The 26,619-nt window shown below is 58.2% G+C and carries 26 protein-coding genes and 2 pseudogenes; 15 read left to right on the top strand and 13 right to left on the bottom strand.

Annotation, left to right across the window (positions count from 1 at the left end; genetic code table 11):
• The first annotated feature begins 2 nt into the window (after positions 1-2).
• The 3 genes from K3555_RS09160 to grxD all read left to right on the top strand — a co-directional run bounded on the left by K3555_RS09160 (position 3) and on the right by grxD (position 940).
• Positions 3-239, top strand: coding sequence for a BolA/IbaG family iron-sulfur metabolism protein (locus K3555_RS09160; protein ID WP_019297755.1), 237 nt, complete (start codon positions 3-5; stop codon positions 237-239).
• 67 nt (positions 240-306) lie between these two features.
• Positions 307-468 carry a hypothetical protein gene (locus K3555_RS09155; RefSeq protein WP_260008239.1) on the top strand — a complete coding sequence of 54 codons (162 nt, stop codon included), beginning with the start codon at positions 307-309 and terminating at the stop codon, positions 466-468.
• 109 nt (positions 469-577) lie between these two features.
• The gene (gene grxD, locus K3555_RS09150) at positions 578-940 is read left to right on the top strand and encodes a Grx4 family monothiol glutaredoxin (RefSeq protein WP_259999012.1); all 363 of its coding nucleotides are present in this window, start codon (positions 578-580) and stop codon (positions 938-940) included.
• Positions 941-1,022: 82 nt separating this feature from the next.
• Here grxD and K3555_RS09145 read toward each other — a convergent pair whose 3' ends face one another.
• The 4 genes from K3555_RS09145 to K3555_RS09130 form a co-directional block, all read right to left on the bottom strand.
• Positions 1,023-2,192, bottom strand: a complete 1,170-nt coding sequence (locus K3555_RS09145; protein WP_259999010.1) for a calcium-binding protein — start codon at positions 2,190-2,192, stop codon at positions 1,023-1,025.
• 182 nt (positions 2,193-2,374) lie between these two features.
• The gene (locus tag K3555_RS09140) at positions 2,375-3,265 is read right to left on the bottom strand and encodes a calcium-binding protein (RefSeq protein WP_260008238.1); all 891 of its coding nucleotides are present in this window, start codon (positions 3,263-3,265) and stop codon (positions 2,375-2,377) included.
• 201 nt (positions 3,266-3,466) lie between these two features.
• Entirely contained in the window at positions 3,467-3,868 is a 402-nt protein-coding gene (locus K3555_RS09135; protein WP_259992050.1) for a cell division protein ZapA, read from the bottom strand.
• A complete protein-coding gene (locus K3555_RS09130; RefSeq protein ID WP_260008237.1) occupies positions 3,868-4,701 on the bottom strand; it encodes a colicin transporter in 834 nt (277 codons plus the stop codon). Before K3555_RS09130 ends, K3555_RS09135 begins: the two co-directional genes overlap by 1 nt.
• Before the next feature lie 243 nt (positions 4,702-4,944).
• Between K3555_RS09130 and tkt the strand changes: the two genes are divergently transcribed.
• Entirely contained in the window at positions 4,945-6,966 is a 2,022-nt protein-coding gene (gene tkt, locus K3555_RS09125; RefSeq protein ID WP_260008236.1) for a transketolase, read from the top strand.
• A 114-nt stretch (positions 6,967-7,080) separates the two neighbouring features.
• The gene (locus tag K3555_RS09120; protein ID WP_260008235.1) at positions 7,081-8,334 is read left to right on the top strand and encodes a pentapeptide repeat-containing protein; all 1,254 of its coding nucleotides are present in this window, start codon (positions 7,081-7,083) and stop codon (positions 8,332-8,334) included.
• Here K3555_RS09120 and K3555_RS09115 read toward each other — a convergent pair.
• Entirely contained in the window at positions 8,321-9,280 is a 960-nt protein-coding gene (locus K3555_RS09115) for a DUF808 domain-containing protein (RefSeq protein ID WP_260008234.1), read from the bottom strand. The two genes, K3555_RS09120 and K3555_RS09115, sit on opposite strands and share 14 nt — an antisense overlap.
• Positions 9,281-9,525: 245 nt before the next feature.
• Between K3555_RS09115 and gap the strand changes: the two genes are divergently transcribed.
• Positions 9,526-10,527 carry a type I glyceraldehyde-3-phosphate dehydrogenase gene (gap, locus tag K3555_RS09110; RefSeq protein ID WP_260008233.1) on the top strand — a complete coding sequence of 334 codons (1,002 nt, stop codon included), beginning with the start codon at positions 9,526-9,528 and terminating at the stop codon, positions 10,525-10,527.
• A gap of 76 nt (positions 10,528-10,603) precedes the next feature.
• Positions 10,604-10,747, top strand: coding sequence for a hypothetical protein (locus K3555_RS09105; RefSeq protein ID WP_259998996.1), 144 nt, complete (start codon positions 10,604-10,606; stop codon positions 10,745-10,747).
• 165 nt (positions 10,748-10,912) lie between these two features.
• On the opposite strand, the gene coaD is transcribed toward K3555_RS09105, so the two are convergent.
• The 3 genes from coaD to K3555_RS09090 all read right to left on the bottom strand — a co-directional run bounded on the left by coaD (position 10,913) and on the right by K3555_RS09090 (position 12,895).
• Positions 10,913-11,413 carry a pantetheine-phosphate adenylyltransferase gene (coaD, locus tag K3555_RS09100; protein ID WP_260008232.1) on the bottom strand — a complete coding sequence of 167 codons (501 nt, stop codon included), beginning with the start codon at positions 11,411-11,413 and terminating at the stop codon, positions 10,913-10,915.
• 95 nt (positions 11,414-11,508) lie between these two features.
• Positions 11,509-11,943 (bottom strand): CBS domain-containing protein, encoded by a 435-nt coding sequence (locus K3555_RS09095; protein WP_260008231.1) that lies wholly within the window; start codon positions 11,941-11,943, stop codon positions 11,509-11,511.
• A gap of 55 nt (positions 11,944-11,998) precedes the next feature.
• The gene (locus K3555_RS09090; protein ID WP_259992030.1) at positions 11,999-12,895 is read right to left on the bottom strand and encodes a LysR family transcriptional regulator; all 897 of its coding nucleotides are present in this window, start codon (positions 12,893-12,895) and stop codon (positions 11,999-12,001) included.
• A 136-nt stretch (positions 12,896-13,031) separates the two neighbouring features.
• Here K3555_RS09090 and K3555_RS09085 point away from each other — a divergent pair, with 136 nt between their 5' ends.
• The 3 genes from K3555_RS09085 to K3555_RS09075 all read left to right on the top strand — a co-directional run bounded on the left by K3555_RS09085 (position 13,032) and on the right by K3555_RS09075 (position 16,534).
• Positions 13,032-14,531, top strand: a complete 1,500-nt coding sequence (locus tag K3555_RS09085; protein ID WP_259992028.1) for a CoA-acylating methylmalonate-semialdehyde dehydrogenase — start codon at positions 13,032-13,034, stop codon at positions 14,529-14,531.
• A gap of 210 nt (positions 14,532-14,741) precedes the next feature.
• Entirely contained in the window at positions 14,742-15,776 is a 1,035-nt protein-coding gene (locus K3555_RS09080; protein ID WP_259992026.1) for a fatty acid desaturase, read from the top strand.
• A 155-nt stretch (positions 15,777-15,931) separates the two neighbouring features.
• The gene (locus K3555_RS09075; protein WP_260008230.1) at positions 15,932-16,534 is read left to right on the top strand and encodes a L,D-transpeptidase; all 603 of its coding nucleotides are present in this window, start codon (positions 15,932-15,934) and stop codon (positions 16,532-16,534) included.
• A 78-nt stretch (positions 16,535-16,612) separates the two neighbouring features.
• Here the strand turns inward: K3555_RS09075 and K3555_RS09070 are convergent, their stop codons facing one another.
• Positions 16,613-17,422, bottom strand: a complete 810-nt coding sequence (locus K3555_RS09070) for a hypothetical protein (protein ID WP_260008228.1) — start codon at positions 17,420-17,422, stop codon at positions 16,613-16,615.
• A 204-nt stretch (positions 17,423-17,626) separates the two neighbouring features.
• Here K3555_RS09070 and K3555_RS09065 point away from each other — a divergent pair.
• Positions 17,627-18,789, top strand: a pseudogene (locus tag K3555_RS09065) (IS3 family transposase).
• Positions 18,790-19,077: 288 nt separating this feature from the next.
• Here the strand turns inward: K3555_RS09065 and K3555_RS09060 are convergent.
• Positions 19,078-19,616: pseudogene (locus K3555_RS09060) on the bottom strand (hypothetical protein); the annotation flags it as partial.
• Between the two features lie 872 nt (positions 19,617-20,488).
• Between K3555_RS09060 and K3555_RS09055 the strand changes: the two are divergent.
• A complete protein-coding gene (locus K3555_RS09055; RefSeq protein ID WP_311200041.1) occupies positions 20,489-21,205 on the top strand; it encodes a DNA cytosine methyltransferase in 717 nt (238 codons plus the stop codon).
• An 802-nt stretch (positions 21,206-22,007) separates the two neighbouring features.
• Positions 22,008-23,285: a hypothetical protein gene (locus tag K3555_RS09050; RefSeq protein ID WP_260008226.1), complete on the top strand. Its 1,278-nt coding sequence runs from the start codon at positions 22,008-22,010 to the stop codon at positions 23,283-23,285.
• Positions 23,286-23,827: 542 nt separating this feature from the next.
• Here the strand turns inward: K3555_RS09050 and K3555_RS09045 are convergent.
• The 3 genes from K3555_RS09045 to K3555_RS09035 form a co-directional block, all read right to left on the bottom strand.
• A complete protein-coding gene (locus K3555_RS09045) occupies positions 23,828-24,412 on the bottom strand; it encodes an acyl-homoserine-lactone synthase (protein WP_260008224.1) in 585 nt (194 codons plus the stop codon).
• Positions 24,413-24,474: 62 nt separating this feature from the next.
• The gene (locus tag K3555_RS09040) at positions 24,475-25,113 is read right to left on the bottom strand and encodes an autoinducer binding domain-containing protein (protein ID WP_260008222.1); all 639 of its coding nucleotides are present in this window, start codon (positions 25,111-25,113) and stop codon (positions 24,475-24,477) included.
• A 121-nt stretch (positions 25,114-25,234) separates the two neighbouring features.
• Positions 25,235-25,579 carry a helix-turn-helix transcriptional regulator gene (locus K3555_RS09035; protein WP_260008221.1) on the bottom strand — a complete coding sequence of 115 codons (345 nt, stop codon included), beginning with the start codon at positions 25,577-25,579 and terminating at the stop codon, positions 25,235-25,237.
• A 118-nt stretch (positions 25,580-25,697) separates the two neighbouring features.
• On the opposite strand from K3555_RS09035, the gene K3555_RS09030 reads away from it, so the two are divergent.
• Together K3555_RS09030 and K3555_RS09025 are read left to right on the top strand one after the other, a co-directional pair.
• Positions 25,698-25,958 carry a helix-turn-helix transcriptional regulator gene (locus K3555_RS09030; protein WP_260008220.1) on the top strand — a complete coding sequence of 87 codons (261 nt, stop codon included), beginning with the start codon at positions 25,698-25,700 and terminating at the stop codon, positions 25,956-25,958.
• A 268-nt stretch (positions 25,959-26,226) separates the two neighbouring features.
• On the top strand, positions 26,227-26,517 hold the full coding sequence (locus tag K3555_RS09025) for a hypothetical protein (protein ID WP_260008219.1): 291 nt from the start codon (positions 26,227-26,229) through the stop codon (positions 26,515-26,517).
• Positions 26,518-26,619 lie beyond the last annotated feature (102 nt).

Below are 26,619 nucleotides of genomic sequence, written 5' to 3'. Positions count from 1 at the left end.
GCATGCCCATGCAAGCCCACGAAATTGAAGAACTGCTGCGCGAAAGCTTCCCGGATGCCGAAATCCAGGTGGCGGGCACCGATGGCGTGCATATGTCGGCAATGGTTGTCGACGAAAGCTTCCGCGGCAAGAACCGCGTCCAGCAGCAGCGCGCCGTCTATGCCGCGCTGAAAGGCAAGATGGACGGCCCCGACGGCGAACTGCACGCCCTGGCCCTGACGACAAAAGCGCCGGAGTAACATGAACTCAATTTGGCTTCTCTGGGCAGGCATTCTCCTATGGCCTGCTCTGGTGTTAGGAGCCTTGTTGTTTATCAAACGTAAGGACAAGCCACGGCCAAAGGAAATGCCGCTTATGCCTTTGGACGGCAAACATCCGGAACTAGAAGCAGAGCTTAAACTGGAAAAGCAGGAGCGTTTAGCTGAAATGGGTGCGGGTATCATCAACAAGTATTTGAACCGCTTCTAAACGCGGTCGCCAGAGTGATGACCCTGGTTACGGGGCTTACTTTCCCGAAGCTTCTCCCCTATATCCTAACAAACCGCGACCGGTGGCAACGCCAAAAGGACAACGACACATGACCGACGTAAAATCCCGCATCGACGAAACCGTCAAAGCCAGCGACGTGGTGCTGTTCATGAAAGGCACCAAGGAAATGCCCCAGTGCGGCTTCTCCTCTCGCGTGGCTGGGGTTCTGAACTACATCGGCGTTGACTACACCGATGTGAACGTGCTGGCGGATGAGGACATCCGCTCCGGCATCAAGGAATACTCCGACTGGCCGACCATTCCGCAGCTTTACATCAAGGGCGAATTCGTCGGCGGTTGCGACATCATCACCGAGATGACCCTGTCAGGCGAGCTGGACGGCATGTTCGAACAGAACAGCATCGCCTTTGACAAGGATGCTGCCGACAAGATCCGCGAAGCCAACGGTTAAAAGCTGAAGGCTCTTTTCATAACAAAGGCCTGCCGCATTCCGTTGCGGCAGGCCTTTTTTGTTTCGTGACTGATGCGGGGTTTTACGCCGCGTCGATCAGCACCAGGTCATCGGCGGTAAAGGTATCGCCGGCCCCCTGCAACCGGGCCACAACCTCGCCCTGCTGCAGGATCAGCGCATCGCCTGTTTCCGCATCATTTTCAACACTGTAGTCGTCGGCATTCACGGTTTCGCTGCCATTGTCAAAAACCAGCTGAACCACGTCTTCGCCCGCTGTGTAATCGGTGATGGTGATGACACCGGTTGCGTCCTGCGACATATACAGGCCGAAGTCATCCTGACCTTCGCCGCCGGTTCCGGTATCGCCGGCGCCCATCAGCAGGAAGTCATTGCCGGCACCGCCATCCAGCGTATCGGCGCCATCTGCCGCGTTGGAGAATCCGACGCCCTCAAGCGTTGCACCCTCATCCTGGTCACGCAGGCTGGCAACCTCTTCCGGTGTCAGGTCCCGCGTCAGGTTTACCCCGCTCAGAGCATCATTGCCGGCGCCGCCATTCAAAACATCCGCGCCATCGCCGCCGATCAGGTCGTCATCCCAGGTACCGCCGTCCAGCGTATCGTCGCCGCCGTCGCCGAACAGAACATCAATACCGCCATCGCCGGAAATCGAGTCGTTTCCGGCACCGCCATAGGCAATGTCGTGAAATTCGCCGCCGGAGATAGTGTCGTTGCCTTCGCCGCCATAGGCCACGTCTTTTCCGGCGCCGGCAATCAGAACGTCGTTTCCGATGCCGCCTGTCAGGCTGTCATAGCCCAGGCCGCCAACCAGCGAGTCGTTCCAGTCGCCGCCGTCCAGCGTATCGTTGCCGCCTTCACCGAAAATCGTGTCGAGGCCGCCGTCGCCGGACAGGAGGTCATTGCCGTTGCCACCGTAAATCAGATCATGAAACGCGCCGCCGGACACCGTGTCGCTGCCGTCGCCTGCCAGAACTGTGTCTTTGCCCTCGCCGCCCGAGATCTGATCATTGCCGCCGCCGGCCTGCACCCGGTCGGCCCCGGTTCCTGCGTCCAGAACATCGTCTTCATCCCCCAGGACCAGATCGTCCGGCCCATCCGTAGGAAGGGTTCCCGGCAGTACAGGTTCAGGGTTTTCATCAATGGGATCCGGCTCGGGCGCGTTATCATCGCCGTCATCAAAGCTGATCGCCAGGCCGGCAACTGCCAATGTGCTTAGAACAAGTGCGCCAATCATTTAGTCCCCCAAAAGTAGAAAGCAGAAATACATCACAACTCAGCTACGGGAATTCTTCAAATTGGTCCAGATTTTGTTGTTATTTTGCCTAAAAATTGCCGTAAACGGTTTGTTCCCCATAGAGAAACAGTGAAATCAGGTCTGCAATCACAGCCGCGAAACCGGTGGCTATTCAGGCCGGGTCAGCCTGCATTCGCGGATGCATTGCCCAAAAAGCCCAGGTTTTCCAAGGCAAAACTGTCGCCGGCCCCCAGCAGCCTTGCAACCAGTTTGCCGTTCTCCAGGACAAGCGCATCGCCGCTGTCTTCCTCCCGCTGGATGCTGAAACCGCCGGTATTGCCGCCAGCGACCCGAACGGTATCGGTGCCGGCCTCAAAATCCTTAATCGTGATTACGCCGTTTGCATCCGGATCACGGTGCAGCTCAAACACGTCCTTGCCGCTGCCGCCAATGGCGGTATCCCCTGCCCCCAAGGCCAGGAAGTCGTTGCCATCGCCGCCGTCCAGCGTGTCAGCCTCATCATCCGCGGACAGGGCAAAAATATTCTCTGCCAGCACCTTGCCGTCGCGCAGAGATTTCAGTGTCCCGGCGTCCGGCTCCGGGTCAACACTGACGCCAAAGAGATTGTCGTTGCCACGCCCGCCGGACAAGTCGTCCGAACCTTCGCCGCCTGCCAGCACATCATCCCAGTCCCCGCCTATCAGCGTGTCGTCGCCGGTGCCGCCGAACAGGATATCCTTGCCGCCTTCGCCGTCTAGCACATCCGCGCCCGCACCGCCCAGCAGAATGTCGTGGAATTCGCCGCCAGACAGCTGATCTGCGCCACCCTCGCCTTGCAGGATGTCCAGCCCCAGGCCGCCGGAGACAGTATCATCGCCGCCACCGGCACGCACCTGGTCATTGCCGCTGCCGGCATCAATGCTGTCCGCCTCATCGCCAAGCTGCAGGCGGTCGGAATTTTCTGTGGGTTCTGTATCGGGCTGCTCTTCTTCCGGCAGCGGCAGGTCAAAGTCATAAGCACTTGCCGAGGCGCCGGCCAGCAACAAGACTCCCAGGATCAATGCTTCGTACATTCTGTGCGGCTCCACTGCGTCAGGACTTCTGCCCGTGCGGTGAAGCTACCGCAAACACTCGCCACGGACGAGCACCGGGCGGCCTGATTACATGAAAAACAGTGTTTCCGGCGGGTCCGGCAAAGGCCGGAAAACGAACAATATTTTGCCGTTTTCCTCTGCTGCCGCGCAGGCCCGCGCCAGTTCCCAGCCTGCGGGTTCTCAGCCTGCCGGTTGGGCTTTTTCTTCGATTTCCTGTGCCAGCGCTTCGGTCCGGGCGGCCAGTTCGGCAAGGCTCTCGGCGACCTGCGGCGGCACGATCGGGACTTCGATCCGCTCCGGTTCCGGTGCCGGCATGGCGCGCAGATCCGCCAGCTCCTGGTCACGCTCAGCCAGGACGGCCTCGACTTCCTTGATCCGGTCCTCAACCGCCGCCGTTTTGTCGGCCAGCATCAACCCGGCCATCAGCAGCATCCGCGCCTCGGGCATCCGGCCGATCTGGTCCGACAGCACTTGCGCCTCGTCGTCCAGCATCTTGGCAGCAGAATGCAGGTAGCTTTCCTCACCCTCCTGGCAGGACACCTCAAAGCCGCGGCCGCCGATCATTATCGTTACTTCGGGCATCAGACTTCCTCCCCTTCCGGCAGGTTGCGGGCATTGGCCAATAGCGGTTCCAGCTTGGCCAGCACCGCGTTGACCTGGGCCTGGTCGCTGGCTTGCGCCGCGCGCAGCCCCTCGATCTCGGCTTCCATGGCCGTGTTGATCAGCCCGGCATCGCCCAGGCTTTGGGCATTTGCATCGCGCAGCGCGGTGTTGGAGGCCCGCAGTTCCTCGTTGGCCTGGCGCAATTGCTGCAGTTCGGTATCAAGCCGCAGCAGGGTTTCATTCTGGCGTTCAATCTCGGCGCCCCTGTCCTGGGCCGGGGCCGCTTCCGCCGGTGCTGCCGCAGCAGCCGACGCCTCCTCCAGCTGAGCCTTCAGGCTGTCATTGGCAGCCTGGGCTTCAGACAGCTGGTCTTCCAGCGCTTCCTTGTCACTGGCGGCGGTATTTGCCGCGGCTTCCAGCTCGCCCTTTAGGCGCGCAACTTCACCGCGCAGGGCTTCCTTTTCCGCCGGATCGCCAGCTTCGTTGCGCAACAACTGCAGCTCGGCTTCCATCGCCGCAATATCTTCATTTGCGGCGGGAGCCTGGTTTCCGGCTTCCTGCAGCCGTGCGCGCAGCACCTTCACCCGCTCTTCAAGCTGGGCATTGGCGAGCTTTTCTTCTTCCAGCGCCTGTTCAATCTCAGCCGTCGCGGCCCCGGCAGCAGCCGCTTCCGCCGCCTTAGCGGCCTCGGCAGCAACCTCTGCGGCCTTGACCTTATCCGCTTCGCGCGCCTCTTGCAGCGCAGCCGTGCCGGTGCCGATACGTTCCAGCGCCGCCTGGATGCGGCCTTGCAATTCTTCAATCTGGTTCATGCCTGTCCCTCACCCGTCCACATCAGTGCCATATTCATTCCGGCGCCCGCGCGAATCGCGCATCTGCCGCCGACATGGGCCAGTTCTTCCCTTTCAGGGATAAAACACCCCCCCTTGTCTTTCAACCACTTGCCGCGCCAACTTCGCGCAACATAGCAGACATAGGCGCAACCATGCTTGATCTTTGCGGCATCGCTGTTATTGAGCGCAGCAATTGCCTGTTAACGCCAAAGGACGATCCAAGTGGACCTGACAGCCCTGCGCACCGCCAATCCCGACCATTGGAACAAGGCCGCCGCCATTCGCGCGCTGGCACTGGACGCCGTCGCCGCCGCCAATTCCGGCCACACCGGCATGCCGATCGGCATGGCCGATGTGGCGACCGTGCTGTTCGAAAAGCACCTCAAATTTGATGCATCCAACCCGCAGTGGCCGGACCGCGACCGGTTCATCCTGTCGGCGGGCCACGGCTCGATGCTGATCTATTCGCTGCTGTATCTTGTCGGCGACAAGCAGGTCACGCTCGATCAGATCAAGAACTTCCGCCAGACCGGCGCGCTGACTGCGGGCCATCCGGAAAACTTCCTGCTGGACGCGGTTGAAACCACCACCGGTCCGCTGGGCCAAGGCATCTCCAACGCCGTCGGCTTTGCCATGGCAGAAGAAATGCAGCGCGCCCATTACGGCCGCAAGGTTGTCGATCACCACACCTATGTGATCGCCGGCGACGGCTGCCTGATGGAAGGCATCAGCCAAGAGGCCATCGGCCTTGCCGGCCGCCACCAGCTGGGCAAGCTGATTGTGTTCTGGGACAACAACAACATCACCATCGACGGCACGGTTGAGCTTTCGGACCGCACCAACCAGGTGCAGCGCTTCAAGGCGTCGGGCTGGCAGGTACTGGAAATCGACGGCCACGACCCCAAGGCCATCGACGAGGCCATCGAGGCCGCCAAGAAGTCCAAGAAACCGTCGATGATCGCCTGCAAAACCCACATTGCCCTGGGCCACGCCGCGCAGGACACCTCCAAGGGCCACGGCGCCCTGACCGATGCGGACCAGTTGAAGGCGGCCAAGGACGCCTATGGTTGGACCGGCGGCGCCTTTGAAGTGCCGAGCGAGATCAAATCCCAGTGGGAAGAAATCGGTGCGCGCGGCAAATCCGAACGGGAAGCCTGGGAAACCCGTTTTGCCGAGCTGTCGTCGCAAAAGCAGGACCGTTTCAACCGCGCCTATGCGCTGGACGCGCCCAAGAAACTGTCCGCCGCCATCAAGGCGCTGAAAAAGCAGGTCAGCGAAGAGCAACCCAAGGTCGCCACCCGCAAATCCTCGGAAATGGCGCTGGCCGTCATCAACCCCTTGATGCCGGAAACCGTCGGCGGCTCGGCTGACCTCACCGGTTCCAACAACACCAAGACCGGTGATCTCGGCACCTTTGACACCGACAACCGCAAGGGCCGCTATGTCTATTGGGGCATCCGCGAGCACGGCATGGCGGCCGCGATGAACGGCATGGTGCTGCACGGCGGCGTGCGCGCTTACGGCGGCACCTTCTTCTGCTTCACCGACTATGCCCGCCCCGCGATGCGTCTGGCCGCTCTGTCGAAGATCCCGACCGTGTTTGTGATGACCCACGACTCGATCGGCGTCGGCGAAGACGGCCCGACCCACCAGCCGGTGGAGCATTTGGCAATCTGCCGCGCGACCCCGAACACCTATGTGTTCCGCCCCGCCGACACCGTGGAAACCGCCGAGGCCTGGGAAATCGCCCTCACCTCCAAGGACACCCCCTCGGTGATGACGCTCACCCGTCAGAACCTGCCGACCGTGCGGACCGAACACAAGCTGACCAACATGGTCGAAAAAGGCGCCTATGTGCTGGCCGAGGCCGAGGGTAAGCGCCAGGTGATCCTGATCGCCACCGGTTCCGAGGTTTCCGTTGCGATGGAAGCCAAGGCCAAGCTGGAAGCGATGGGCATCGGCACCCGCGTCGTCTCCATGCCCTGCATGGAGCTGTTTGCACAGCAGGACGAAGCCTACCGCCGCAAGGTCCTGCCCGCAGGCCCGGTGCGTGTGGGTATTGAGGCCGCCATGCGCGCCGGCGGCTGGGACCGCTGGCTGCTGGGCGAGCGCGGCCAGGAGAAGAAAGCCGGTTTCGTCGGCATGGACCGCTTCGGCGCCTCTGCCCCGGCAGGCGAACTGTTCGAACGCTTCGGCATTACGGCTGAGGGCACGGTGGCGAAGGTGAAAGAGCTGCTGGGCTGAGTCACTGTTAGCCAACAAAACATTCCTAAGGGGCGCTATCCACAGCGCCCCTTTTCATATCAGGACCAACACTTTACCCTGACAGAAGCGAATTCCTTAAAGTGATTACCTAACATGCTCGACACTGGCTTAGCCTTGGCAGAAAGCAATCCGTTTTACCTGTTGGCTACAACACACGGAGAACATGCGGCTGGCTTCGATGGGAGTTTCGAAAAGAAAAACCGCCGTATCTGGAACGGCTTCATGGCTCATACCCTGCAGCAGGAATTCAGGGAAAACCTTGCTAAAACACTTGAGGTTGACCCTGAGGAGATGCGCCCATTATCTGATAGAGAAATTCAGCACATTGAAGAACGCTTCAAACTAGCAAACATTCCATTTGAGAAGCTACCCGACCCAGATGCTATGCACGGCTTTTCCACAATTTCTTTTCGCGAGCTGGTGTTTGAGAAGTCTGTTCTGCTTTCCAACAGGGTGTTCCCGTTCGTGATTGATTTCAGCAGGTCAAAATTCAGCATGAATTTTTCAATGCAAAAATCTATTCTGGCGGCTGCGCATTTTTCAGACACCCACTTCCAACGCTTTGCTTACTTTCGTGAGGCTAAGATGGGTAACATCGGATGGATTGGTAACGCTGTTGAATTCAGAAATGCTAGATTCTGGCGGCAAGCAACTTTCTCTAAAGCCCAGCTTAAGAACGCTGACTTCACCAAAGCCAAGTTTGAAGAAGCCGCCCGGTTTGACGACACTATTTTCTATGGTGGCTGCCCGAAATTCTATGAAGCGACACTGCCAGAAGACACTGTCTTTCCGTTGAAACCAGAGAACTGGGGTTTTCCAACACCTTCCATTGATCGCTTTGGGACACATGAGCCCTACACCCCGCTTCAGTTAAAAATCGAAAGCAATAGCTTCACGGCCTTACGTCGCCGGATGGAGGAATTGCAACGCCCAGAGGACGCCCACTTTTTTACGAGGTTGGAGTTCAGAGCTAAGGGGCAGCCCAAAGGATGGTATAGTCTCTTAGTAAAGCTTTACGGTTGGTTTTCTAACTACGGTTACTCTATTGGCCGTCCATTAGCCTCATTGCTTTTCCTCGTGGGCCTCGGCTGTGCTGCTTACCTTGGTTATTTTGTTAGCTCTTCTGCGGTCCTTGATAACTCACCAGAAACTCCATTTTGGACAGGGCTGGGATATTCATTCAGCAATACTTTTAGTTTTTTTGGCTTAGGAAAGCTGGTGGAGCAGAAGTTGGTGGAGCAACTTCCTTCCGTCCTGAAATTTTTCGCGGGTATACAAACTGTCCTTGGGCTTATCTTTTCGTTTCTACTAGCTTTGGGGCTTCGGAATCACTTTAGGGTTGGGTGAACTTACTAATCACAGGCCCAATCACCTTGGTCGCCAGCGGGATCAGCAGCAGCCCCAGCGCCACCCCAAACACCCCGTCCATCGCCGCCTTGGCGCTCCACTCGGCAAAGCCTTCCCAGGCAGCAGGCACTGCATGTCCCACGGCATAGGCCCAGTCGTGGATCAAATGGCCCAGCCAGCCAAAGCCCAACACCTCCAGCCCGTGGATGATGATCGAGCCGCCCACCCACAGCATCGCAGCGGTGCCGACCACCGACAGGATCTTCATCAGCACCGGCATGAACTTGACCAGCCCGCGCCCCAGACCGCGGCCGATGGGTGTCGGTGCATTACCCGCCAGATACAGGCCCACATCGTCCATCTTCACGATCACCGCGACAGAACCGTAGACCGCAAGCGTGACGCCAATCGCCACCACCGCCAGCGTTGCCGCCTGCATCCAGACATTCGGCGCCTCAATCGCGGCCAGGGCAATGGTCATGATCTCGGCGGACAGGATGAAATCGGTCTTGATCGCGCCTTTGATCTTCTGCTCCTCCAGATGGCCGGGGTCCTTGATGCTCATGTCCTCGTCGATGGCGTGGCTGGCATGGGGGAACAGCACGTGAAAGACCTTCTCGGCCCCCTCAAAGCACAGGTAACAGCCGCCCAGCATCAGCAAGGGCGTGATTAGCCATGGCGCAAAATTGGCCAGCAGCATCGCCACCGGCATCAACAGGATCAGCTTGTTGAACAGCGAGCCGCGGGTGATGCGCCAGATGATCGGCAGCTCGCGCGCAGGCGCAAAGCCTTGCAGATATTTGGGCGTCACTGCCGCGTCGTCAATGATCACGCCTGCGGTCTTGGCGCCGGCCTTGCCCGCCGCCGCTGCCACATCATCGACCGAGGCCGCCGCAACCTTGGCAATCCCTGCAACATCATCCAGAAGCGCCAGCAAACCGCTCATGCCAAATCCCTCAAATCCTGTCCGCGTTCGGGGGCAATCTGCCCGCTTCCGCGCCGCAGCACAAGCGTTAGCGCCACCGCGGCGGAACAGCGGATTTCCGTTACCGCCACCGTCGCAAACCGTTAGCGCCACCGCTCGCTTTTTGCGCTAACAGTTTCATTTAATGACGCTTTTACCTCTTTAGACCACATCAGCCCCGGTCTATATGGCGGTCAAAGGTTTTTGCTCGCTTGGAGACGTAACTCATGACCATCAAAGTCGGGATCAACGGTTTTGGCCGCATCGGCCGCTGCACCCTGTCGCACATCGCCGCCTCGGGCCGCGACGACATCGAAGTGATCAAGGTGAACGCCACCGGCCCGCTGGAGACCGCGGCGCATCTGATCAAATACGACAGCGTGCATGGCCGTTTCCCGGGTGAAGTGACCATCGGCGACGGCACCATGAACCTGGGCCGCGGCGACATGCAGATGTTCTCCACCTACGACATGGGCGCGTTGGACTGGTCGGGCTGCGACGTGGTTCTGGAATGCACCGGCAAGTTCAACGACGGCGAGAAGGCCAAGGCGCACCTTGAGCGCGGCGCCAAGAAAGTGCTGCTGTCCGCCCCCGGCAAAAACGTCGACAAGACCATCGTCTTCGGTGTCAACGACGACCAGCTGACCGCTGCCGACACCATGATCTCCAACGGCTCCTGCACCACCAACTGCCTGGCACCGCTGGCCAAGGTGCTGGACGAGGCGTTTGGCATCGAGCATGGCATCATGACCACCATCCACGCCTATACCGGCGACCAGCCGACCCTGGACCGCCGCCACAGCGACCTGTACCGCGCCCGCGCCGCTGCCATGTCGATGATCCCGACCTCAACCGGCGCCGCCAAAGCGCTTGGTGAAGTACTGCCGAACCTCAAGGGCCGCCTGGACGGTTCTGCTATCCGCGTGCCGACCCCGAATGTCTCCGCCGTGGACCTGACTTTCCGCGCCGGCCGCGATGTGACCGCCGAGCAGATCAACGCCGCCGTCAAGGAAGCCGCCGAAGGCCCGATGAAGGGCGTTCTGGGCTATGAGCCCGCACCGCTGGTCTCCTGCGACTTCAACCACTCACCGGAAAGCTCGATCTTTGCGCCGGATCAGACCCGGGTGCTGGACGGCCGCATGGTGCGGGTGCTGGCCTGGTACGACAATGAATGGGGTTTCTCGGTCCGCATGGCTGATGTGGCCGTTGCCATGGGCAAACTGGGCTAATCTCAGTCTAACCCCTTGAGACTTCACGCCCGCTCAGGTTATCTGGGCGGGCGTTTTCTATTGCGGCGGAGCCCCGATGACCAACCGGATTGCCATTTCCCTCGGCGTGTTCCTGATTGCCGCCGCGGTGATCGACATTGCCATGTTCGGCGATCAGCACATGATCTTCCTGGGCAAGAAACTGTTTACCCTGATCGACTGGGTCGCCTTCTGGCGCTGACCGGCCTGTGGCCGCCTTCCACAGGTTTCGCGGCCGCCTGTGCCGGTTTTGCTTCTTTCTGGTGCAAAATACCCCGGGGTGAATTGGCCTGCGGCCAAGAGGGGCAGCGCCCCTGCCGGGTCAGCTTGCGGTCCGCACTGTGCAGCGGAATTGCGCCACGCCGGTTCAGGCGGTCTTGCCCAGACGCTCCAGCAGCTTGTCATTGACCAGCGGGGTGACGAATTTCGACACGTCGCCATCAAGCCGGGCGATTTCCTTGACCAATTTGGAGGCAATCGCCTGGTGCCGAGCCTCTGCCATCAGGAACACGGTCTCGATCGAGCTGTCCAACGCCCGGTTCATGCCGACCATCTGAAACTCATATTCGAAATCGGCAACCGCCCGCAAACCGCGCACGATGATCTGGGCGCCGACGTCGCGGGCGCAGTTGATCAGCAGGTTTTCAAACGGATGCGCAACAATCTCGGTACCGGTTTCGGTGCTAAGCTCGGCGCATTCCGCCTCGATCATCTCAACCCGCTCTTCCAGGTCAAACAGCGGCCCCTTGTCGCGGTTGATTGCCACGCCGATAACCAGTTTATCCACCATCGCGCTGGCGCGGCGGATAATGTCGATATGCCCGATGGTGATCGGGTCAAATGTGCCGGGATACAGACCCACACGCATGGGCGGCCTCCTGCCTTGTCAGAATTTTTGCACAGGCAAACATATTTGCGGCCATCATTGCAAGAGGGCAGAAATACGGACGCCGCCGCTGCGGCTTAGTGCCCCATGATCATGCCTTGCAGGGCATCTTTCTCCATTGCCACCTGCGCCAGCTGCGCTTTGACCAGATCGCCAAGCGTTACGATCCCAACAAGTTTTCCGTCTTCGACAACCGGCATATGGCGGAAACGCCCTTCGGTCATCTGCTGCAGCACACCGCCGACATTCGACTGGCTGGTGCAGGTCACTAGCTTGCGCGTCATGTATTCGCTGACAGGTTTGCTCAGGCAGCCGGCCCCGGTGGCGGCAAGCTCGCGGACAATATCGCGCTCAGACAGAATGCCATCGGGTTTTTCTCCATCCGCGGAAACTACAACGGAACCGAATTTGTTCTCTGCCAAAAGCTTGGCTGCTTCCGACACGCTGGCATCCGGCTTGATCGTGACCACACCGTTGGTGGCTTTGGACTTCAAAATGACCTGAACGAGCACGTTGCAGACCTCCATAATATTGGCGCGTTTCAATTAAGTGTGCCGCAACGCAGCTTTAAGTCAAGGCTTCCAGCCGGGCCACCTCGTCGCGGATGCCTTTCGACAACGCCTGGGCAAAGCGGTTCAACCGCTCGCTGCGCTGGTCGCCCTGGTGGCGCACCAGATGGAAACTGCGGCTGAGGCTGACCTTGTCGGTCAGGATCTTGCGCAGCATCCGGTGGGCCGGCAAGCTGAAATCATGAGCAATGCAGATCGCCGTGCCCTGCGCTGCCATCTTGATCTGCACTGACACGGAATTCGACGCCAGCGCCACCCGTTCGACACCGATGTCGTTGAGGTAGTCCAGTTCCTTGTCGAAAATCATGTCGGGGATGTAGCCGATCATTTTGTGGCCCTTCAGATCAGCCAGCCCGTTGATCGGCGGATGGTTCTTCAGGTAATGGCGCGAGGCGACCAGATGCAGCCGGTAATCGCAGATCTTCTGCACCAGCAGCTTGCCCGCTGTCGGCGCGCTGACGGTCACTGCCATATCCGCTTCGCGGCGGCTGAGGTTGATCACCCGCGGCAGCGCCACGATCTGGATGTCCAGATCCGGGTTCTCCTCGGCGATCCGGGCGCAGACCTGCGGCAACAGATAGTTGGCGCTGCCATCCGGGGCGCCGATGCGAATCTGCCCGGACATGGTGTCGCTGGGTCCGCTCAGCGCCTCGGTTCCGGCGCGCATGGCCTGTTCGGCCGCTTCGGCATGGACCAGCAGACGGTCGCCCGCAGCGCTCAGCGCATAGCCCTGCGGCGATTTCACAAACAGCGGTGTTTCCAGTGCGGCCTCAAACCGGGCGACCCGCCGCCCCACCGTGGCAGGGTCCATTTTCAGGATACGGCCGGCGCCCGACAGGCTTGCCTCCCGTGCCACCGCCAAAAACACTTTCATATCATCCCACTGCGGATCCATTGGCCCGGGTCCTCCGTCTTGCTGCTAACGTTCTGTTAACCTTTTGCGTTCCTGCAAAGCCTCTTTGAAATCTTTCCTCTTTTCCGATGATTTTTGCAAGCCTAGGATTAAGGCAAGATGAACAGAGGAGGATCCGATGAAAGAACTCGGCCATTTTATTAACGGCGCACTGGTCTCCGGCACCTCGGGCCGCTTTGACGATATCTTCAACCCTGCAACCGGCGAAGTGCAGTATCTCTGCCCGATGGCCAGCGTTGCGGAAACCACTGACGCCATTGAAAAAGCAGCCGCTGCACAGCCTGCCTGGGGCGCCACCAACCCGCAGAAACGCGCCCGCGTGATGATGGCCATGGTCGGCCTGATGAACCGCGACATGGACAAGCTGGCCGAGGCGTTGAGCCGCGAGCACGGCAAAACCATCCCCGACGCCAAGGGCGACCTGCAGCGCGGTCTGGAAGTGATCGAATACTGCATCGGCGCGCCTCAGATGCTGAAGGGTGAATTCACCGACAGCGCAGGCCCCGGCATCGACATGTATTCCATGCGCCAGCCGCTGGGCGTGGTGGCCTCGATCATGCCGTTCAACTTCCCCGCGATGATGCCGCTGTGGCACGTCGGCCCGGCCCTTGCCTGCGGCAACGCCGTGGTGCTGAAGCCTTCCGAGCGCGACCCCTCGGTGCCGCTGATGCTGGCCGAGCTGTTTGTCGAGGCCGGCCTGCCCGCAGGCGTGTTCCAGGTGGTGAACGGCGACCGCGAAGCGGTTGATACCCTGCTCGACAGCGAGATCATCCAAGGCGTGTCCTTTGTCGGCTCCACCCCGATTGCGCAGTACATCTATTCCCGCGCCACCGCCAACGGCAAGCGCGCGCAGTGTTTTGGCGGCGCCAAGAACCACATGATCGTGATGCCCGACGCCGATCTGGACCAGGCAGCAGACGCGCTGGTCGGTGCAGGCTTCGGTGCAGCAGGCGAACGCTGCATGGCAATCTCGGTTGCGGTGCCGGTGGGTGAGGAAACCGCCGATAAGCTGATCGAAAAGCTGATCCCGCGCATCGAAAAACTGAAAGTCGGCCCCTATACCGCAGGCGACGACGTGGATCTGGGTCCGGTTGTGACCGCGGCCTCCAAGGAGCGCATCCTGGGCCTGATCCAGTCCGGCGTCGATCAGGGCGCGGAACTGGTGGTCGACAACCGCGACTTTAAACTGCAGGGCTACGAGGACGGCTTCTTTGTCGGCGCCCATCTGTTTGACCGCGTGACCCCGGACATGGAGATCTACAAGCAGGAGATCTTTGGCCCGGTTCTGTCCACCGTCCGCGCGGAAACTTACGAGGACGCGCTGAAACTGGCGATGGATCACGAATACGGCAACGGCACCGCGATCTTTACCCGTGACGGCGACACCGCCCGTGATTTCGCAAGCCGCGTCAACATCGGCATGGTCGGCATCAACGTGCCGATCCCGGTGCCGCTGGCCTATCACACCTTCGGCGGCTGGAAGAAATCCATGTTCGGCGACCTGAACCAGCACGGCCCCGACAGCTTCAAGTTCTACTCCCGCACCAAGACCGTGACCTCGCGCTGGCCCTCAGGCATCAAAGAAGGCGGCGAGTTCAACTTCAAAGCAATGGACTGACCTTCCGGCCAGGCTGGAAACACTCAGAGGCTCCGGATTTCCGGGGCCTCATTTTTTTGATCAGACTTCGAAAATCCGGGGCCAATCGATCACTATTTTGCGGTTTAGGCTGAATTGACCCTGTTTTGGCGGGCCTGCGGCAGAATTTCACTTGCCCCACGCGTCTGGTAGTCTATCCGGTCTGCATCAGACAAATAAAACGGCAGGCGTATGAGCAACTCCCCAGACCCCACCAGGCCGCAGGCGGCCGAGAAAACGGCGCGCGACTGGGTGAAGGTCCTCGCGCAGTACCGGGAACCCGATCACAGACGCAGCGCGTTTGAACTGGCGGTCACGGTTGTCCCCTTTCTCCTGCTCTGGGCTCTGGCCTGGTGGTCGCTGTCGGTCAGCTACTGGCTGACGCTGGCGATCTCCATTCTGATCGCGGCTTTCCTGCTGCGCTTGTTCACCATTCAGCATGATTGCGGGCACGGTTCCTTCTTCCGCAACCGCCATGTCAGCGATTGGGTCGGCCGCATCATCGGCGTTCTGACCCTCACCCCGTATGACGTTTGGCGCCGCACGCATTCCATCCATCACAGCACCCATGGCAACCTGGGCAAGCGCGGCATGGGCGACATCCACACGATGACGGTGGCCGAATACCGGGCACTGGGACGCTGGGACCGGCTGATGTACCGGATCTACCGCCACCCTGTGACCCTGTTCGGCTTTGGCCCCGGCTACCTGTTCTTCCTGCAAAACCGCATTCCCTACGGTCTGATGAACCAGGCCCGCTACTGGATCAGCGCGATGGGCACCAATGCGGTGATCCTCGCAGCTGTCGGCATTATCTGGTACTTTGGCGGTCTGATGCCGCTTCTGCTGATCTTTGTGCCGGCAACACTGGTCGCTGCAACAGCAGGCATGTGGCTGTTCTATGTGCAGCACCAGTTTGAGACCACGCAATGGGAACAGGAAGAAGACTGGCAGCTGCATGACGCAGCCCTTCATGGCAGCTCGCACTATGTGCTGCCGCCGGTTCTGCAGTGGATCAGCGCCAATATCGGCATCCACCATGTGCATCACCTCTACAGCCGCATCCCGTTCTACCGCCTGACCGAAGTGTTGCGCGATCATGCGGAACTGTCCGAAGGCAACCGGATGACCATCCGCGAAAGCCTGGCCAATGCGCGGCTGCACCTGTGGGACGAAGACAGCAAGCGCCTGCTGTCCTTTGCCCAGGCCCGCCAACTGCAGGCCTGAAGCCAGGCGGGAAACCCGGACCCCGGCGGCGGTCTTCCGCCGCTTTTCCCAACACAAGCTTGTGAGGCGCGGCAATTCCAGTATGCCGCCCCTAGGAAAACCCGTCCGCTTGCTTATCTTGCAGCGGAGTTTTCGAGCAGCTTGGCAGAGGAAAAATGACCAAACTTCGCATCACCCGCCGCGCCGCCCTGGCCGGCATCGGCGCCTCTTTGGCCAGCCCGGCCATCCTGCGCGCGCAATCCACCGACGCCTTTCAGCAAAACGAACCCGCAATCCGTGAGGAAGTGCCGGTTCAGCGCAACCTGTCCGCCTTCACCCAACAGAACTGGCAGGATCATTTCGACACGCTTGGCGCCGGTTGCCTGCTCGCCGATATCAGTTCCCGCGCGCTGCACTACTGGGGGGCGGATGGTGAAACCTACCGGCTGTTCCCCTCCTCTGTGCCGATGACCGAGGATCTGACCAAACGCGGCTACACCAAAGTGGTGCGCAAACGGGAAAACCCAAGCTGGACCCCAACCGCCTCCATGCGCGAGCGTGATCCGACCCTGCCGGTCCGGATCGAGGGCGGCGTCCCCGGCAACCCGCTGGGCACCCGGGCAATGTATCTGGACTGGCCGGCCTATCTGGTGCACGGAACCCACGACACCCGCAAGATCGGACGGCAAAGCTCCTCCGGCTGTATCGGCCTGTACAATCAGCACGCCGAGGAGCTGTTTGAAATGGTGCAGATCGGCACCCAGGTCCGGTTGCTGTAGCCAGAAGACCGGGTTCAAAATTGCAAAAAAACGGAGCGCAAACGTGACTACGCTCCGTTGCATTCCGCTAACCCGAGATCAGGTCAAGCTGATGTGTTCCGGCTTCAGGCCCGCGTTGAACCGGTCAACGGCCTTTTCCATCAAGGCCTCGAAATTACGAGTAAACTTTTGAGTGTCATACAGAGGCCCTTCTGCGATCCCCTGTTTGACCCTTGCTTTCACATCTGCAAAATACTTTTGATCCCGTGCCAGTTTGAGTGCAAGAGCATGATATTTTTGAGGCGAACTGGCTACAAGTTCCTGCATTCCAACGTTGTGGAGTAGACTGGCAGCGACACGCGCCGCAAACTGTTTGCCAATTTTGGTGACAACAGGCACCCCGGCCCACAAAGCGTCGCTTGCGGTGGTATGCGCGTTCACTGCAAAAGTATCCAAAAAGATATCTGCAAGAGGCAAGCGGGCCAGGTGATCACTTTGATCTGCAAATCCGGCGAAAACTATCCGGTCGGCGGAAACACCTCGCTTCTTAGCTTCTTTGACAAAGTTTTTCTGAGCTTCACTTTCATTGCAATAGAACCAAAGGACGCTGCCCGGTACCTTCTTCAGGAGTTTCATCCAAATATCGAACTCTTCGGGTGAAACCTTGTACGGACTATTGAAAGAGCAAAATTCGAACGCATCCTCCGGCAATCCAACATCGGAACGGGATGGCTTGTTCGCCGATGCGGAGCGTTTGTCGTCATTTGGCTGATAACAGTCGGGCATATACAGGATTTTTTCGGTATAGTGCTTTCGCAATTGAGCCGGTATCGTGACGGGATCAGCAACCATGTAGTCCATTTCCTTGACACCACTGGTGCCGGGGTAACCCAGATATGCAACATGCACAGGAGCCAGCCGTTCATTAAAGGAGCCAGCCGTTCATTAAAGATGTTCAGGCGGTTGTCCTTTGTATACCCCTTCAAATCCACGGCAATATCCAGCCCGTCCTTTCGCGCGATTTCTGCAATTTCACTGTTTTCTTTGTCGGCCATGCTGGTCTTCCCCCACTGAAGTGGTCCTCCGCTATGTTTAGGAAAACGGAGGAATACCATGGCCAACAAACGGCCAAAGCCCGAGGAGACTGTCACGAAGTTACGGCAAGTTGAGGTTCTGACTGGGCAAGGTATGCCGCGTCTGGATGCGATCCGTCAGATTGGTGTGACTGAACAGACGTCTTATCGCTGGAAGATCGAAGCATCGCAGCGCCATTGGTTCAAGCGTGATGCTGAGGTACGGTGGAATGGGCACGGACCAGCTGAAAGAACTGAAGCGTCTTCAGAAGGAAATGAACGGCTGAGAAAGGCGGTGTCTGACTTGACGCTGGACAAGTTGATTTTGGCGGAAGCTGCGAAGGGAAACTTCTAAGCCCCGCTCGCCGCCGCGCTTGCATTGATCGCGCTCGTGCTGAACTGCACATCCCGGAGCGCCGGGCATGCCGGGTTCTGAGACAGCATCGATCCACGCAGCGCAAAGTGCCAGTAGGCCGCGCTGATGAAGAACGATTGGCGGCCGGCATGATCGAGCTGGCGGGACAATACGGTCGATATGGCTATCGTCGGATTGCGGCTTTGCTGAGGGACGCTGGCTGGCATGTGAATGACAAGCGGGTCGAAAGGCTGTGGCGGCGAGAGGGGCTGAAAGTACCAATGAAACAGCCGAAAAAGGGACGGCTCTGGCTGAACGATGGATCGTGTGCGCGTCTTCGGCCACAACGGCGCAGCCATGTCTGGTCATATGACTTCGTGCATTGCCGCACTGACGATGGAAAAGCCTTCCGGACACTGAACATCATCGACGCGTACAGTCGGGAGTGTCTTGCCATTCGTGTGGATCGCAAGCTGAACTCAGGCAGCGTCATCGATGTCTTGAGCGGCCTGTTCATTCTGCGCGGGGCGCCGTCGTTCATTCGTTCAGACAACAGTCCGGAGTTTGTTGCTCAGGCCGTCCAGAACTGGATCAAGGCTGTTGGCGCGAAGACCGCATACATCGAACCAGGGTCTCCATGGGAGAACGGATATTGCGAGAGCTTCAACGCACGGTTCAGGGACGAGTTCTTGAACGGCGAAATCTTCTACAGCCTGCGCGAGGCGCAAATCCTCATCGAAGACTGGAGGAAACACGACAACACCAAACGCCCTCATAGTGCTCTGGGCTATCGCCCACCGGCGCCGGAAACCATCGTCCAGATGGACCCAAGGCCAGTCATGCACTAACAATCAAACTGGACCATTCAAGTGGGGCTGATCAACCGAACGCGGCAGGAATCCCTGGCTGCGACACAACGCTGCCTGACTTTTCTGGGAAAAGTAGGGACCAACGCTCTAGGCTCTGGACTCCTTGAGTTTCAAAGCCAGTAGATGACGAGGGCGGCAAGCGCGATTGCTGACAGGAAGACCTTCGGACATCTGTCGTAGCTGCTCGGGGAACTGGATGCCGTTATCGGTCTGGATCGTATGTATCCGGTAAGGAACGGCTTTGAGCAGGTGTTCGAGGGGCTCCCAAGCTGTCTTGCGATCTGCCTTGTCCACGAGTTGGGTGATGGCGAACTTGCTGGTCCGGTCTCTCTCGTGACATTCGCGTTGCGAATGCACTGCCGGGCAGTGAATGCCCACGAAGAGATAAAGCTTGCCCTCCACCTTCTGAACCTCGGCGATGCCAATGTGAAAGAAGCCCCCCTCTCATGCATGTGAACATGCACTGCCGGGCAGTGGATGGGGTATCGCTTGAACCGCTGCCGCTTTGGCTTGTCACCCGCGGCATCCGGCAAGCGCGAGATGCCATGCCGCTGAAGGCACCGATGCAGCGCCGGCCGCGTCAGATGCGGGATCGACGGCTGGAGAGCATAAAGGCAATCATCCAACGGCAGTAGCGTATGCCGCCGGAATGCGGCGATCATTGCCTCCTCCGCTTCGGAGGGAACGGTTGAACGCGGCTCCTTCGGCCCGGTCCTAAAATCCTCCACCGTCGCATGCTTGCGCCACTTCGCAACGGTCTTGGGATTGATGTCCAGCTCCTTGCTCAGTGCCGCGATCGAAGCTTGTCCCTTTCGGGATCATGCTTCGCATAACCCTGCCGGGCAGCGGATCGCTGTATTGCTGCTCTGATGGCGTGCGTGCCCTCTCGGCAGATTTGCCATGCAAACCGCCTGCCAGGTGACAGTGCGTGGCGCTCCCGTGACGAACTTGTCCCATAATGCTTCCTTCCATTCCAAAGAGCAGATCCCACCATCAAACCATGGGATCAAACACCTAACCTGCATTTTGCCCATACCTGGATGCACGCCTTGCCAAATTCTGCCCTCGTAGGGACCACACGGTGGATCAGAAAAACCCTAGCACGAACCAGAAAATTTTCGACGGCATTGCAGGAAGTCTCAAGGAAGATAACAAGGCGCTTAAGCGAACAGACGAGCCTAAGACCTGAACCGACGCGACCGTGCCTTGGGTTTCTGCCGGGCCGCAGGTTTCTCAGTAAAAGGTCCTGGACAATCTGGGGCCGTCTGCACCGAATGCAAAAGTCGCAATCCTGGGCAGATCGCCCGAAACCCCACCTCAGTCGGGTGTCCAACCAGGTGCAATCAACGAAATACCCCCGAGAGCATTCATAGGGGAGGTAATACCCGGAACGGTTATTCAGGGCGCGTGCCCTGCAGGCCGATCAGCCCTCTACGGCCGATTTTCCGGGGGTGCCGCCAATTCCGGATTTGACCGCCTGCCTGGAGCTGGAGGCAGGCCCGGCGGTGGATGGGATGCTGGATCAGATTGAAGCCATGTTCGAAGCGGCGTCCAGCTTTGAAGAATTCCGGAACGTCCTGCTGACGGATCTTGCCGTTGCATTGGAAAAAACCGATGTGGAGGGCACTGGCTTTGCAGCGTTCAAAGATAATTTCCGGGCCATTGTACAACGGCGCGGCTGGACCGGCTGGACTGGGGAGCAGAGCGAAAAAGGCCGGAACTGGCGGATGCGGACCATCTACCGCACCAGTATCCCTGCCAGCCCTTCACCTTCAACGGTGACCGCAAAGGCGACCAGGCCCCCCGGCACCTCTGGCCGGACGTCGCCCGCATTATCAGCGAAGTGCAGCCGGAATGGTGCTTCTTTGAGAACGTCGCCGGCCATCTCACCCTTGGCCTGCAGGACGTCGTCGGCGACCTTCAAGGCATGGGCTACCGGGTTGCAGCGCGCGTGCAATCGGCGGCTGAAGTCGGCGGGTCTCATATCAGGCAAAGGCTCTTCATTCTGGCCCACGCCGACGTACAAGCAGGGGGGCAACCGGACCTCGATCCGGATGGGGCCCGGCAGCTTCCTGTTTGTAGCGGATCAGAATCAGGCCGGGGGCCAGGTCTCGCTGAGAACAGCGGGGCTGTGCTGGACGGTGATGTGGGATCTGATGAAGGCCACCGGCTGGACGCCGGGGCCGCTGGCCTCTTCCCCCCGATGCCTGGTGACCTTGCTGGCTGGGGACGCGCACTCGAAGGGGACAGCCCTGCTGCAGCAGAACCCTGCCTTCACCGATTGGATAATGGGCTGGCCTGCGGGGTGGACCGATCCGCTGCAGCCGGTAACGGGGTGGTCCCAATGGCTGCATCGCGCGCGTATCTCGAATTGAAGAAGGAGTTCGAGGTTTGAGGCAAACCGCCTTGAAGCCTTCAAAAACCGTAAAGCCCCCCTTTAATGGGCATTTAAAACCCTCTGCCGCCTGGCGTTCTTATTCGTTCTGGGCAGCGGATTTTCGAGTATCAAATGCGAAGTGTCCCGAAATCCCTGAGTCAAATCGAGAAACCGGCACAGATCCGAACTGGCTAAACCCCGGTTTTGCGCCTAAAAATCAGGGAACTCGCGAAAATGAGTTGCTGCAACCGGAAGTGTCCCGCACTGCAACGCGAAGTGTCCCTGTTAGGGGACACTTGATATTGCAGTAACCGGAAGAGGCCGGAGGAAGCCGGAAGAACCCGGATGGGGCCATATAAAAAAGGGCTTTCAGGAAGGGCTACCCCAGGAGCAGCCTGCGGAGCGTTTGTCCTTCAATACCCGGAAGAATGGCCCACACAGCGCGAATGGCCAATTTCGGGACACTTCCCGTTGCAAACTCTGAAAGCTGCCTGAAACGCCTATAAATTGGGGCATTCAGGCAGGATGGCAGACGAACGGCGCCGCAATCTGTCTTCCCGAACTTGAACGACAGGGGCCGAAGTTTGGTCAAGCGTTCAAGAATGGAATTAAACGCTTATAAACAAGGCGGTGGGGCCTACTTGCCTCGCACTGCACTTAGTCTGAACTTGAACGCGATTTTGGCTCGGGCTGAACGGCCGTGACAACAAGTCTGAGGCTAGCTATATCACGCGTACAGTGAGGGCGTCGGACTCCACTCTTCCGGAAGTTACGATCACAATGATTCACATGCATAAAGTAGAATTTGAAGGAACACCCAGTGAGCATTGATATTGAGGAAGCGACTGAAAGCCTGGAAATCTTCATTAAAGAAAACCCATATTCGCAGCTGGTGGCCGAGGAAGACCAAAGTGTTACCATTGCAAAACCCTGGGGAGACAAGACTGTGGCTCTTCATGTCCCCAGCGATATGGAAGCACAAGCTCAGCTCTTTCAAGCGTTGAATGCCTGCACACTGCCCGAAAAGTATTCAGCGATCTATCACCGCGATAAACAATTGCTGGAAGTGATATGGACGGCGTACCGCCTCACGGAATCCAGCCAAGTTATTGTGAAAAGAAACTTCGAGTTTCACTTCCTTGGGAGAGTTCACCAGTGCTGGTTCGCAATGTCTACCGAGGAACTCATGTCCATAGCCTCTTCTGCGTCTCCGGTTACCAACTCCACAAGCACAAACTACCGAAACATGATGTCGTTCATGATGCTAGCTCGAGATAAGGAGCGGGGGGGCAACACCCCCTCCGGTCGCGCGCTAAGTGAACCGATATCGTTTTTCATCCAACTTGGTGACATGCCCTGGGAGCACCTAGACCGCTTAATCGACAACTTGAACGCCTATATGTCGTATTATGACACAAAGGCTCCTCAGGTCTTAATCCATGACCCTGCCTTGTCCGGCTATGAAGCACGAGATAGATACCTTCACGGGCAGTTTCCTGAACAAATCCGCGGTCGTGAGATCGACGTCAACGCTTTGGCCTATTGGCGCGAAGCTACACTTTCCTCCAACGAGATCGTCACCTTCCTCACCTGCTATCGGATTGTGGAATACCTAGCCTTCCACTTTATTGAAGTTCAGACTAAGTCGAAGATCCGCCAACTGCTGTCGGCACCACACGCACTGGCGGACCTGGACGAGACGATGAAGTCAGTCGTTGAAGCTCTCTCGACGAAACACGCAACCGAAGATATTCCAAAGGCCCAGCACCTTGTTATGGCTACACTCGACATGAAACACCTGTGGTGCGAGGTCGAGCGACATAAGGACTTCTTCTGTACTCCTACTCAGTTCGATGGCGGATACTCGGTAAAGCCTCTCATCACGAAAAAGGACGAGCTCGAGACATTTTCAAACAACGGCGTTCGAAATACGCTTGATAGACTGCGCGGCATTCGGAACGCTTTGTCTCATGGCCAGGATCAACAGACTCGAAGTGTCATTCGCCCAACTGTGAAAAATAGTCACTTAATCAGACCTTGGCTTAACCTGATTGAAATCATCGCAGGACAGGCTATGTTGAACAACGATGTGGTGTGAGCCACAACAAAGAAGGAGAGATGGCAATGAGCAATCCCGATTGAGCTACCACATTTCGTTCTGAGCTTCGACTCACAACAAGATATAGACGCCGCCGTGCAACCGCCACGACGGCGTTTTACTTTTTGATTCGGAGTGCTTAGTCCACTTTTCCTGGCATTACGCCTGTGTCGGACCATTCAAGCCCTGCTTTGCGGGCGGATTAGCATTTCGATCGGTAACATTGAGCGGCTGCTTTGGTAAGCCTCGCACATGCAGTACTCAAAGCAGCGCGATTTGCTTGCATAGCCGGCCCGTGAAGCCAGCCGCGACACCGTGCCTAGTTGCCAGCCGGTTGCCGCTTAGTTGACCTATTGATGGGTTCCTAGTGCTCTATGAGCAGGGCGCCGATTTCCCAATCGCTCCGACGCCCTGCACGACCGGTCTAACGGGTGCTTTCACCCTATAAGCACCGTTATGTTCACTTGGCCGCTACCGCTTGATGAAGATTACACAGCGGGAATGCAGCGCGCGTCCAAACAGACAAGTTTCAACGCAAAGTTCTATTCTCGGCTACTGATGAGTGTCGTCATCATCGAGCAATATGGCTTGCCACCGTAGTCCACTTCTCTGCCGAGTATTTCGGTGCGAAAGCCCAGCTTGTTGAGGATGCCAGCGAAGCTCCGTCTGGTGAAAGTGATGGCACTATGTGCGCCTCGCGACACTAGAAACGCATTGGTCGCCTCAAAAAGTGCCACGAGTGACTTTTTCCCCTGGGCTTCGACGCGCGTCATCTCCCAGATGCCATCTGACCGGGGCGGGTCCTGGCCTTCTAAAATATCCGAGGGGATACCAGGAAGCTTACCCAAGCAAGCGTCTCGCACCAGGTAGCTGAAGGCTGCGGACCCGTAATTCACAGACGCGGTTGTAGGAAGCAGCCGCGCATATGCGGTCAGCCGCCCACCCTCCTCAATCAGCACGTAAACCGTTTCTGCGCGGTCGTATTGGTCGCGTTCAATCTGAGATGAGCGGGGCACGTCCCACGCGAGTTCCTCCGCAAAGAGGGCGTGACGCTGCCTGAACTGCTCGTGCAGAAGCCCCCCGTAAATCCCCATGTTTTTGTCGTCTACAATCAGCACGTTTTGCATTTACCGCTCCGAGTTTGAAAGCGGTAGAGTAACGCTGAACAGCACAACTAATCAGCGATTAATTAGTCTATAATCCGCGACTTGTAAGCTTTCAGAACAGCGGCCGGCAGTGTTAACACACCTAGCTTTTCTGTCACTCGCTCGCGGAGAGCGGCAACGGCCCTGACGGAACGGCCCTCCAAGTTCGCAATCTCCTGGTCCGTCATCCCCTCGGCTACCTGGGAAATGTACTTCTTCCCTTTCATGGTAAGAACCTCTTCCTGCCGTTCGGGACAGGCGATGAGCATATTCGCCAAGAGACCGCGCAGGGCGCGGAGATCTTCGACCGATAGCTCCAGGGCATCGTGGGTAATGCCGATAATCGCCTTCTTCCTGTTGACGGTCATAGAAACAACAGTTCCGTGCTTCATTCCTCGCTCCCTGGCGATGGAGATTACATTCGGGGAGACATTGGGGAACAGCCGCGACAATTCGCTCCAGGATTTAACGCCGTCGTGTTGCGCTCCCCAAATGACAACCGGGTCAACCATCAAGTAGTCGCGCTCCTGGTACTCCGCCAACCAGTCCTCAGAGAAGGTGGTAACGATTTCCGCCGGGATACCCCCAATAAAATCAAATCCAGCCGTGAAGCCGTCGCTGGACACTCGCCTTCCGAATGCAAGCAACTCACCCCTTAGTTGTTGCCAATCGCTATCTGTCATGCCAAAGGTTCCATTATTGAACATTCCAAAATTGAACTTGTGCCGAATATGAACACTGACTTGCTACTTGAACTCGTGATGCGCGTACTATCCCTGAAGCCGGATGAGGCTAACAAGGTCTTCAATTACTGTCGGGATCTTCGTCAAGGTCGGGCTTCAGGGGAGCCGAACTCAAGTGGTTCTTCAAGGAATTGAGTTCGGATTTCGTCAGCTTCGACATTTCGGTGATGACCCCGTCATAAATGGGATCCTCCCTCTTACCAGTAAGCACGTAGCTTATTGAAATACCGGCCTTCTCACACATGGTGATGACGTCCTGAATCCCAGGATTGCTGTTGGGATTTGTCATCCTGCCGACTCGGTCACGGCTCCAGCCCAAGGCCTCTGACAGCTTGGTTATAAGCAAGCCCTCCTCGGCCCTTTTCCGATTCAGCTCCGCCTTCAGTCTTACTCGCCAGTCTTCCACGTCTCACGCCACCGCTACGCTTAGTTGGTCTCAACAATACGACTAATAAGTCGAATTGACAACGCGCGATTAATCTCGATAATACGATATATAAGTCGAAAACATGCGATTGCGGAACATGACTAGCCACAGCACCAAAGACCACGAGAAATGGAAGAGGATGACCGAGGCGTGCGAGAGACGCCGCAATGCGCTCGGCTTATCATTGCGCGGGCTTTCCGTGAAAGCTGGCTTGGAGCCCTCTTACTACGGCCACTGGCTCGCCAAGCAGTTCAAGTTCCCCTCCGTTGAAAAAATGGAGCAAATTGAAAACGCCCTTGACCGCCTTGAGGCCCTCAAGAAATTCGAAGAGCGCCTCAAATCCGAGGCCGACAAATGATCTGCCTGTCCAATCTTCCCAGCCAGTCCCGCACGCCTGCTAGCAGCGGCCTGGCTCAACTTCCCGGCAGCAGGGATGCGCTGCCGGGGCCTTTTTATTCCCGCTTACCACTCGCCGGAGCGGGTCCCAGCGCCGTCCCATTTTGGACGGCCTGGGGCCAAGAGTTCCGCGCTGTGTGGCCAAGTCCTTCGGACCTTTTCGACGACTTTATTGGGAGCATCTGCGCCTTCGCCCTGCCCTTCCTGTTCTTGTTTGGAGCCTTTTTGAAATGACCGGCACCGATATCTTTTTCAAGAAAACCGTACCTGACCGGGCCACCGAACTGCGCGCCGCAGCAGCAGAATACGCAGCGCAGCGCGAACGCCTGGTTATCGCTGCAAGCCGTCACAGGATGGCTCAGACACGCCGCTGGAAAACGGTCGGCGAACGTGCCGCAGAAGTGGACGCAGCAGTTGAAGCCCTGGCTGAAACACAGCGCCGGGTGGCGGATCTAGTCGCCAGCCTGGCCGGTGACGGCGCCCTGGACGATTTCAACGACTTCCTGGCTAGCAAGCACTGATGCCCGGCGCGCAGATCATAACGGGCAGCTTCAAGCCCCTGCGCGCTGACACCGCCGGCCATGCCGCACAGAACGGCAGGCCATCCCTTGAAACCCCTGAAT

It is taken from the genome of Leisingera sp. M527, assembly GCF_025141525.1.
Taxonomy (GTDB): Bacteria; Pseudomonadota; Alphaproteobacteria; order Rhodobacterales; family Rhodobacteraceae; genus Leisingera.
This window is presented reverse-complemented; position numbering and strand designations above follow the sequence as displayed.

Coding starts and splice junctions, on each gene's coding strand:
- K3555_RS09160 (WP_019297755.1), top strand. CDS start 3: ATGCCCATGCAAGCCCACGAAATTGAAGAACTGCTGCGCGAAAGCTTC.
- grxD (WP_259999012.1), top strand. CDS start 578: ATGACCGACGTAAAATCCCGCATCGACGAAACCGTCAAAGCCAGCGAC.
- K3555_RS09145 (WP_259999010.1), bottom strand. CDS start 2,192: ATGATTGGCGCACTTGTTCTAAGCACATTGGCAGTTGCCGGCCTGGCG.
- K3555_RS09140 (WP_260008238.1), bottom strand. CDS start 3,265: ATGTACGAAGCATTGATCCTGGGAGTCTTGTTGCTGGCCGGCGCCTCG.
- K3555_RS09135 (WP_259992050.1), bottom strand. CDS start 3,868: ATGCCCGAAGTAACGATAATGATCGGCGGCCGCGGCTTTGAGGTGTCC.
- K3555_RS09130 (WP_260008237.1), bottom strand. CDS start 4,701: ATGAACCAGATTGAAGAATTGCAAGGCCGCATCCAGGCGGCGCTGGAA.
- K3555_RS09120 (WP_260008235.1), top strand. CDS start 7,081: ATGCTCGACACTGGCTTAGCCTTGGCAGAAAGCAATCCGTTTTACCTG.
- K3555_RS09115 (WP_260008234.1), bottom strand. CDS start 9,280: ATGAGCGGTTTGCTGGCGCTTCTGGATGATGTTGCAGGGATTGCCAAG.
- gap (WP_260008233.1), top strand. CDS start 9,526: ATGACCATCAAAGTCGGGATCAACGGTTTTGGCCGCATCGGCCGCTGC.
- K3555_RS09105 (WP_259998996.1), top strand. CDS start 10,604: ATGACCAACCGGATTGCCATTTCCCTCGGCGTGTTCCTGATTGCCGCC.
- coaD (WP_260008232.1), bottom strand. CDS start 11,413: ATGCGTGTGGGTCTGTATCCCGGCACATTTGACCCGATCACCATCGGG.
- K3555_RS09090 (WP_259992030.1), bottom strand. CDS start 12,895: ATGGATCCGCAGTGGGATGATATGAAAGTGTTTTTGGCGGTGGCACGG.
- K3555_RS09085 (WP_259992028.1), top strand. CDS start 13,032: ATGAAAGAACTCGGCCATTTTATTAACGGCGCACTGGTCTCCGGCACC.
- K3555_RS09080 (WP_259992026.1), top strand. CDS start 14,742: ATGAGCAACTCCCCAGACCCCACCAGGCCGCAGGCGGCCGAGAAAACG.
- K3555_RS09075 (WP_260008230.1), top strand. CDS start 15,932: ATGACCAAACTTCGCATCACCCGCCGCGCCGCCCTGGCCGGCATCGGC.
- K3555_RS09045 (WP_260008224.1), bottom strand. CDS start 24,412: ATGCAAAACGTGCTGATTGTAGACGACAAAAACATGGGGATTTACGGG.
- K3555_RS09040 (WP_260008222.1), bottom strand. CDS start 25,113: ATGACAGATAGCGATTGGCAACAACTAAGGGGTGAGTTGCTTGCATTC.
- K3555_RS09030 (WP_260008220.1), top strand. CDS start 25,698: ATGACTAGCCACAGCACCAAAGACCACGAGAAATGGAAGAGGATGACC.
- K3555_RS09025 (WP_260008219.1), top strand. CDS start 26,227: ATGACCGGCACCGATATCTTTTTCAAGAAAACCGTACCTGACCGGGCC.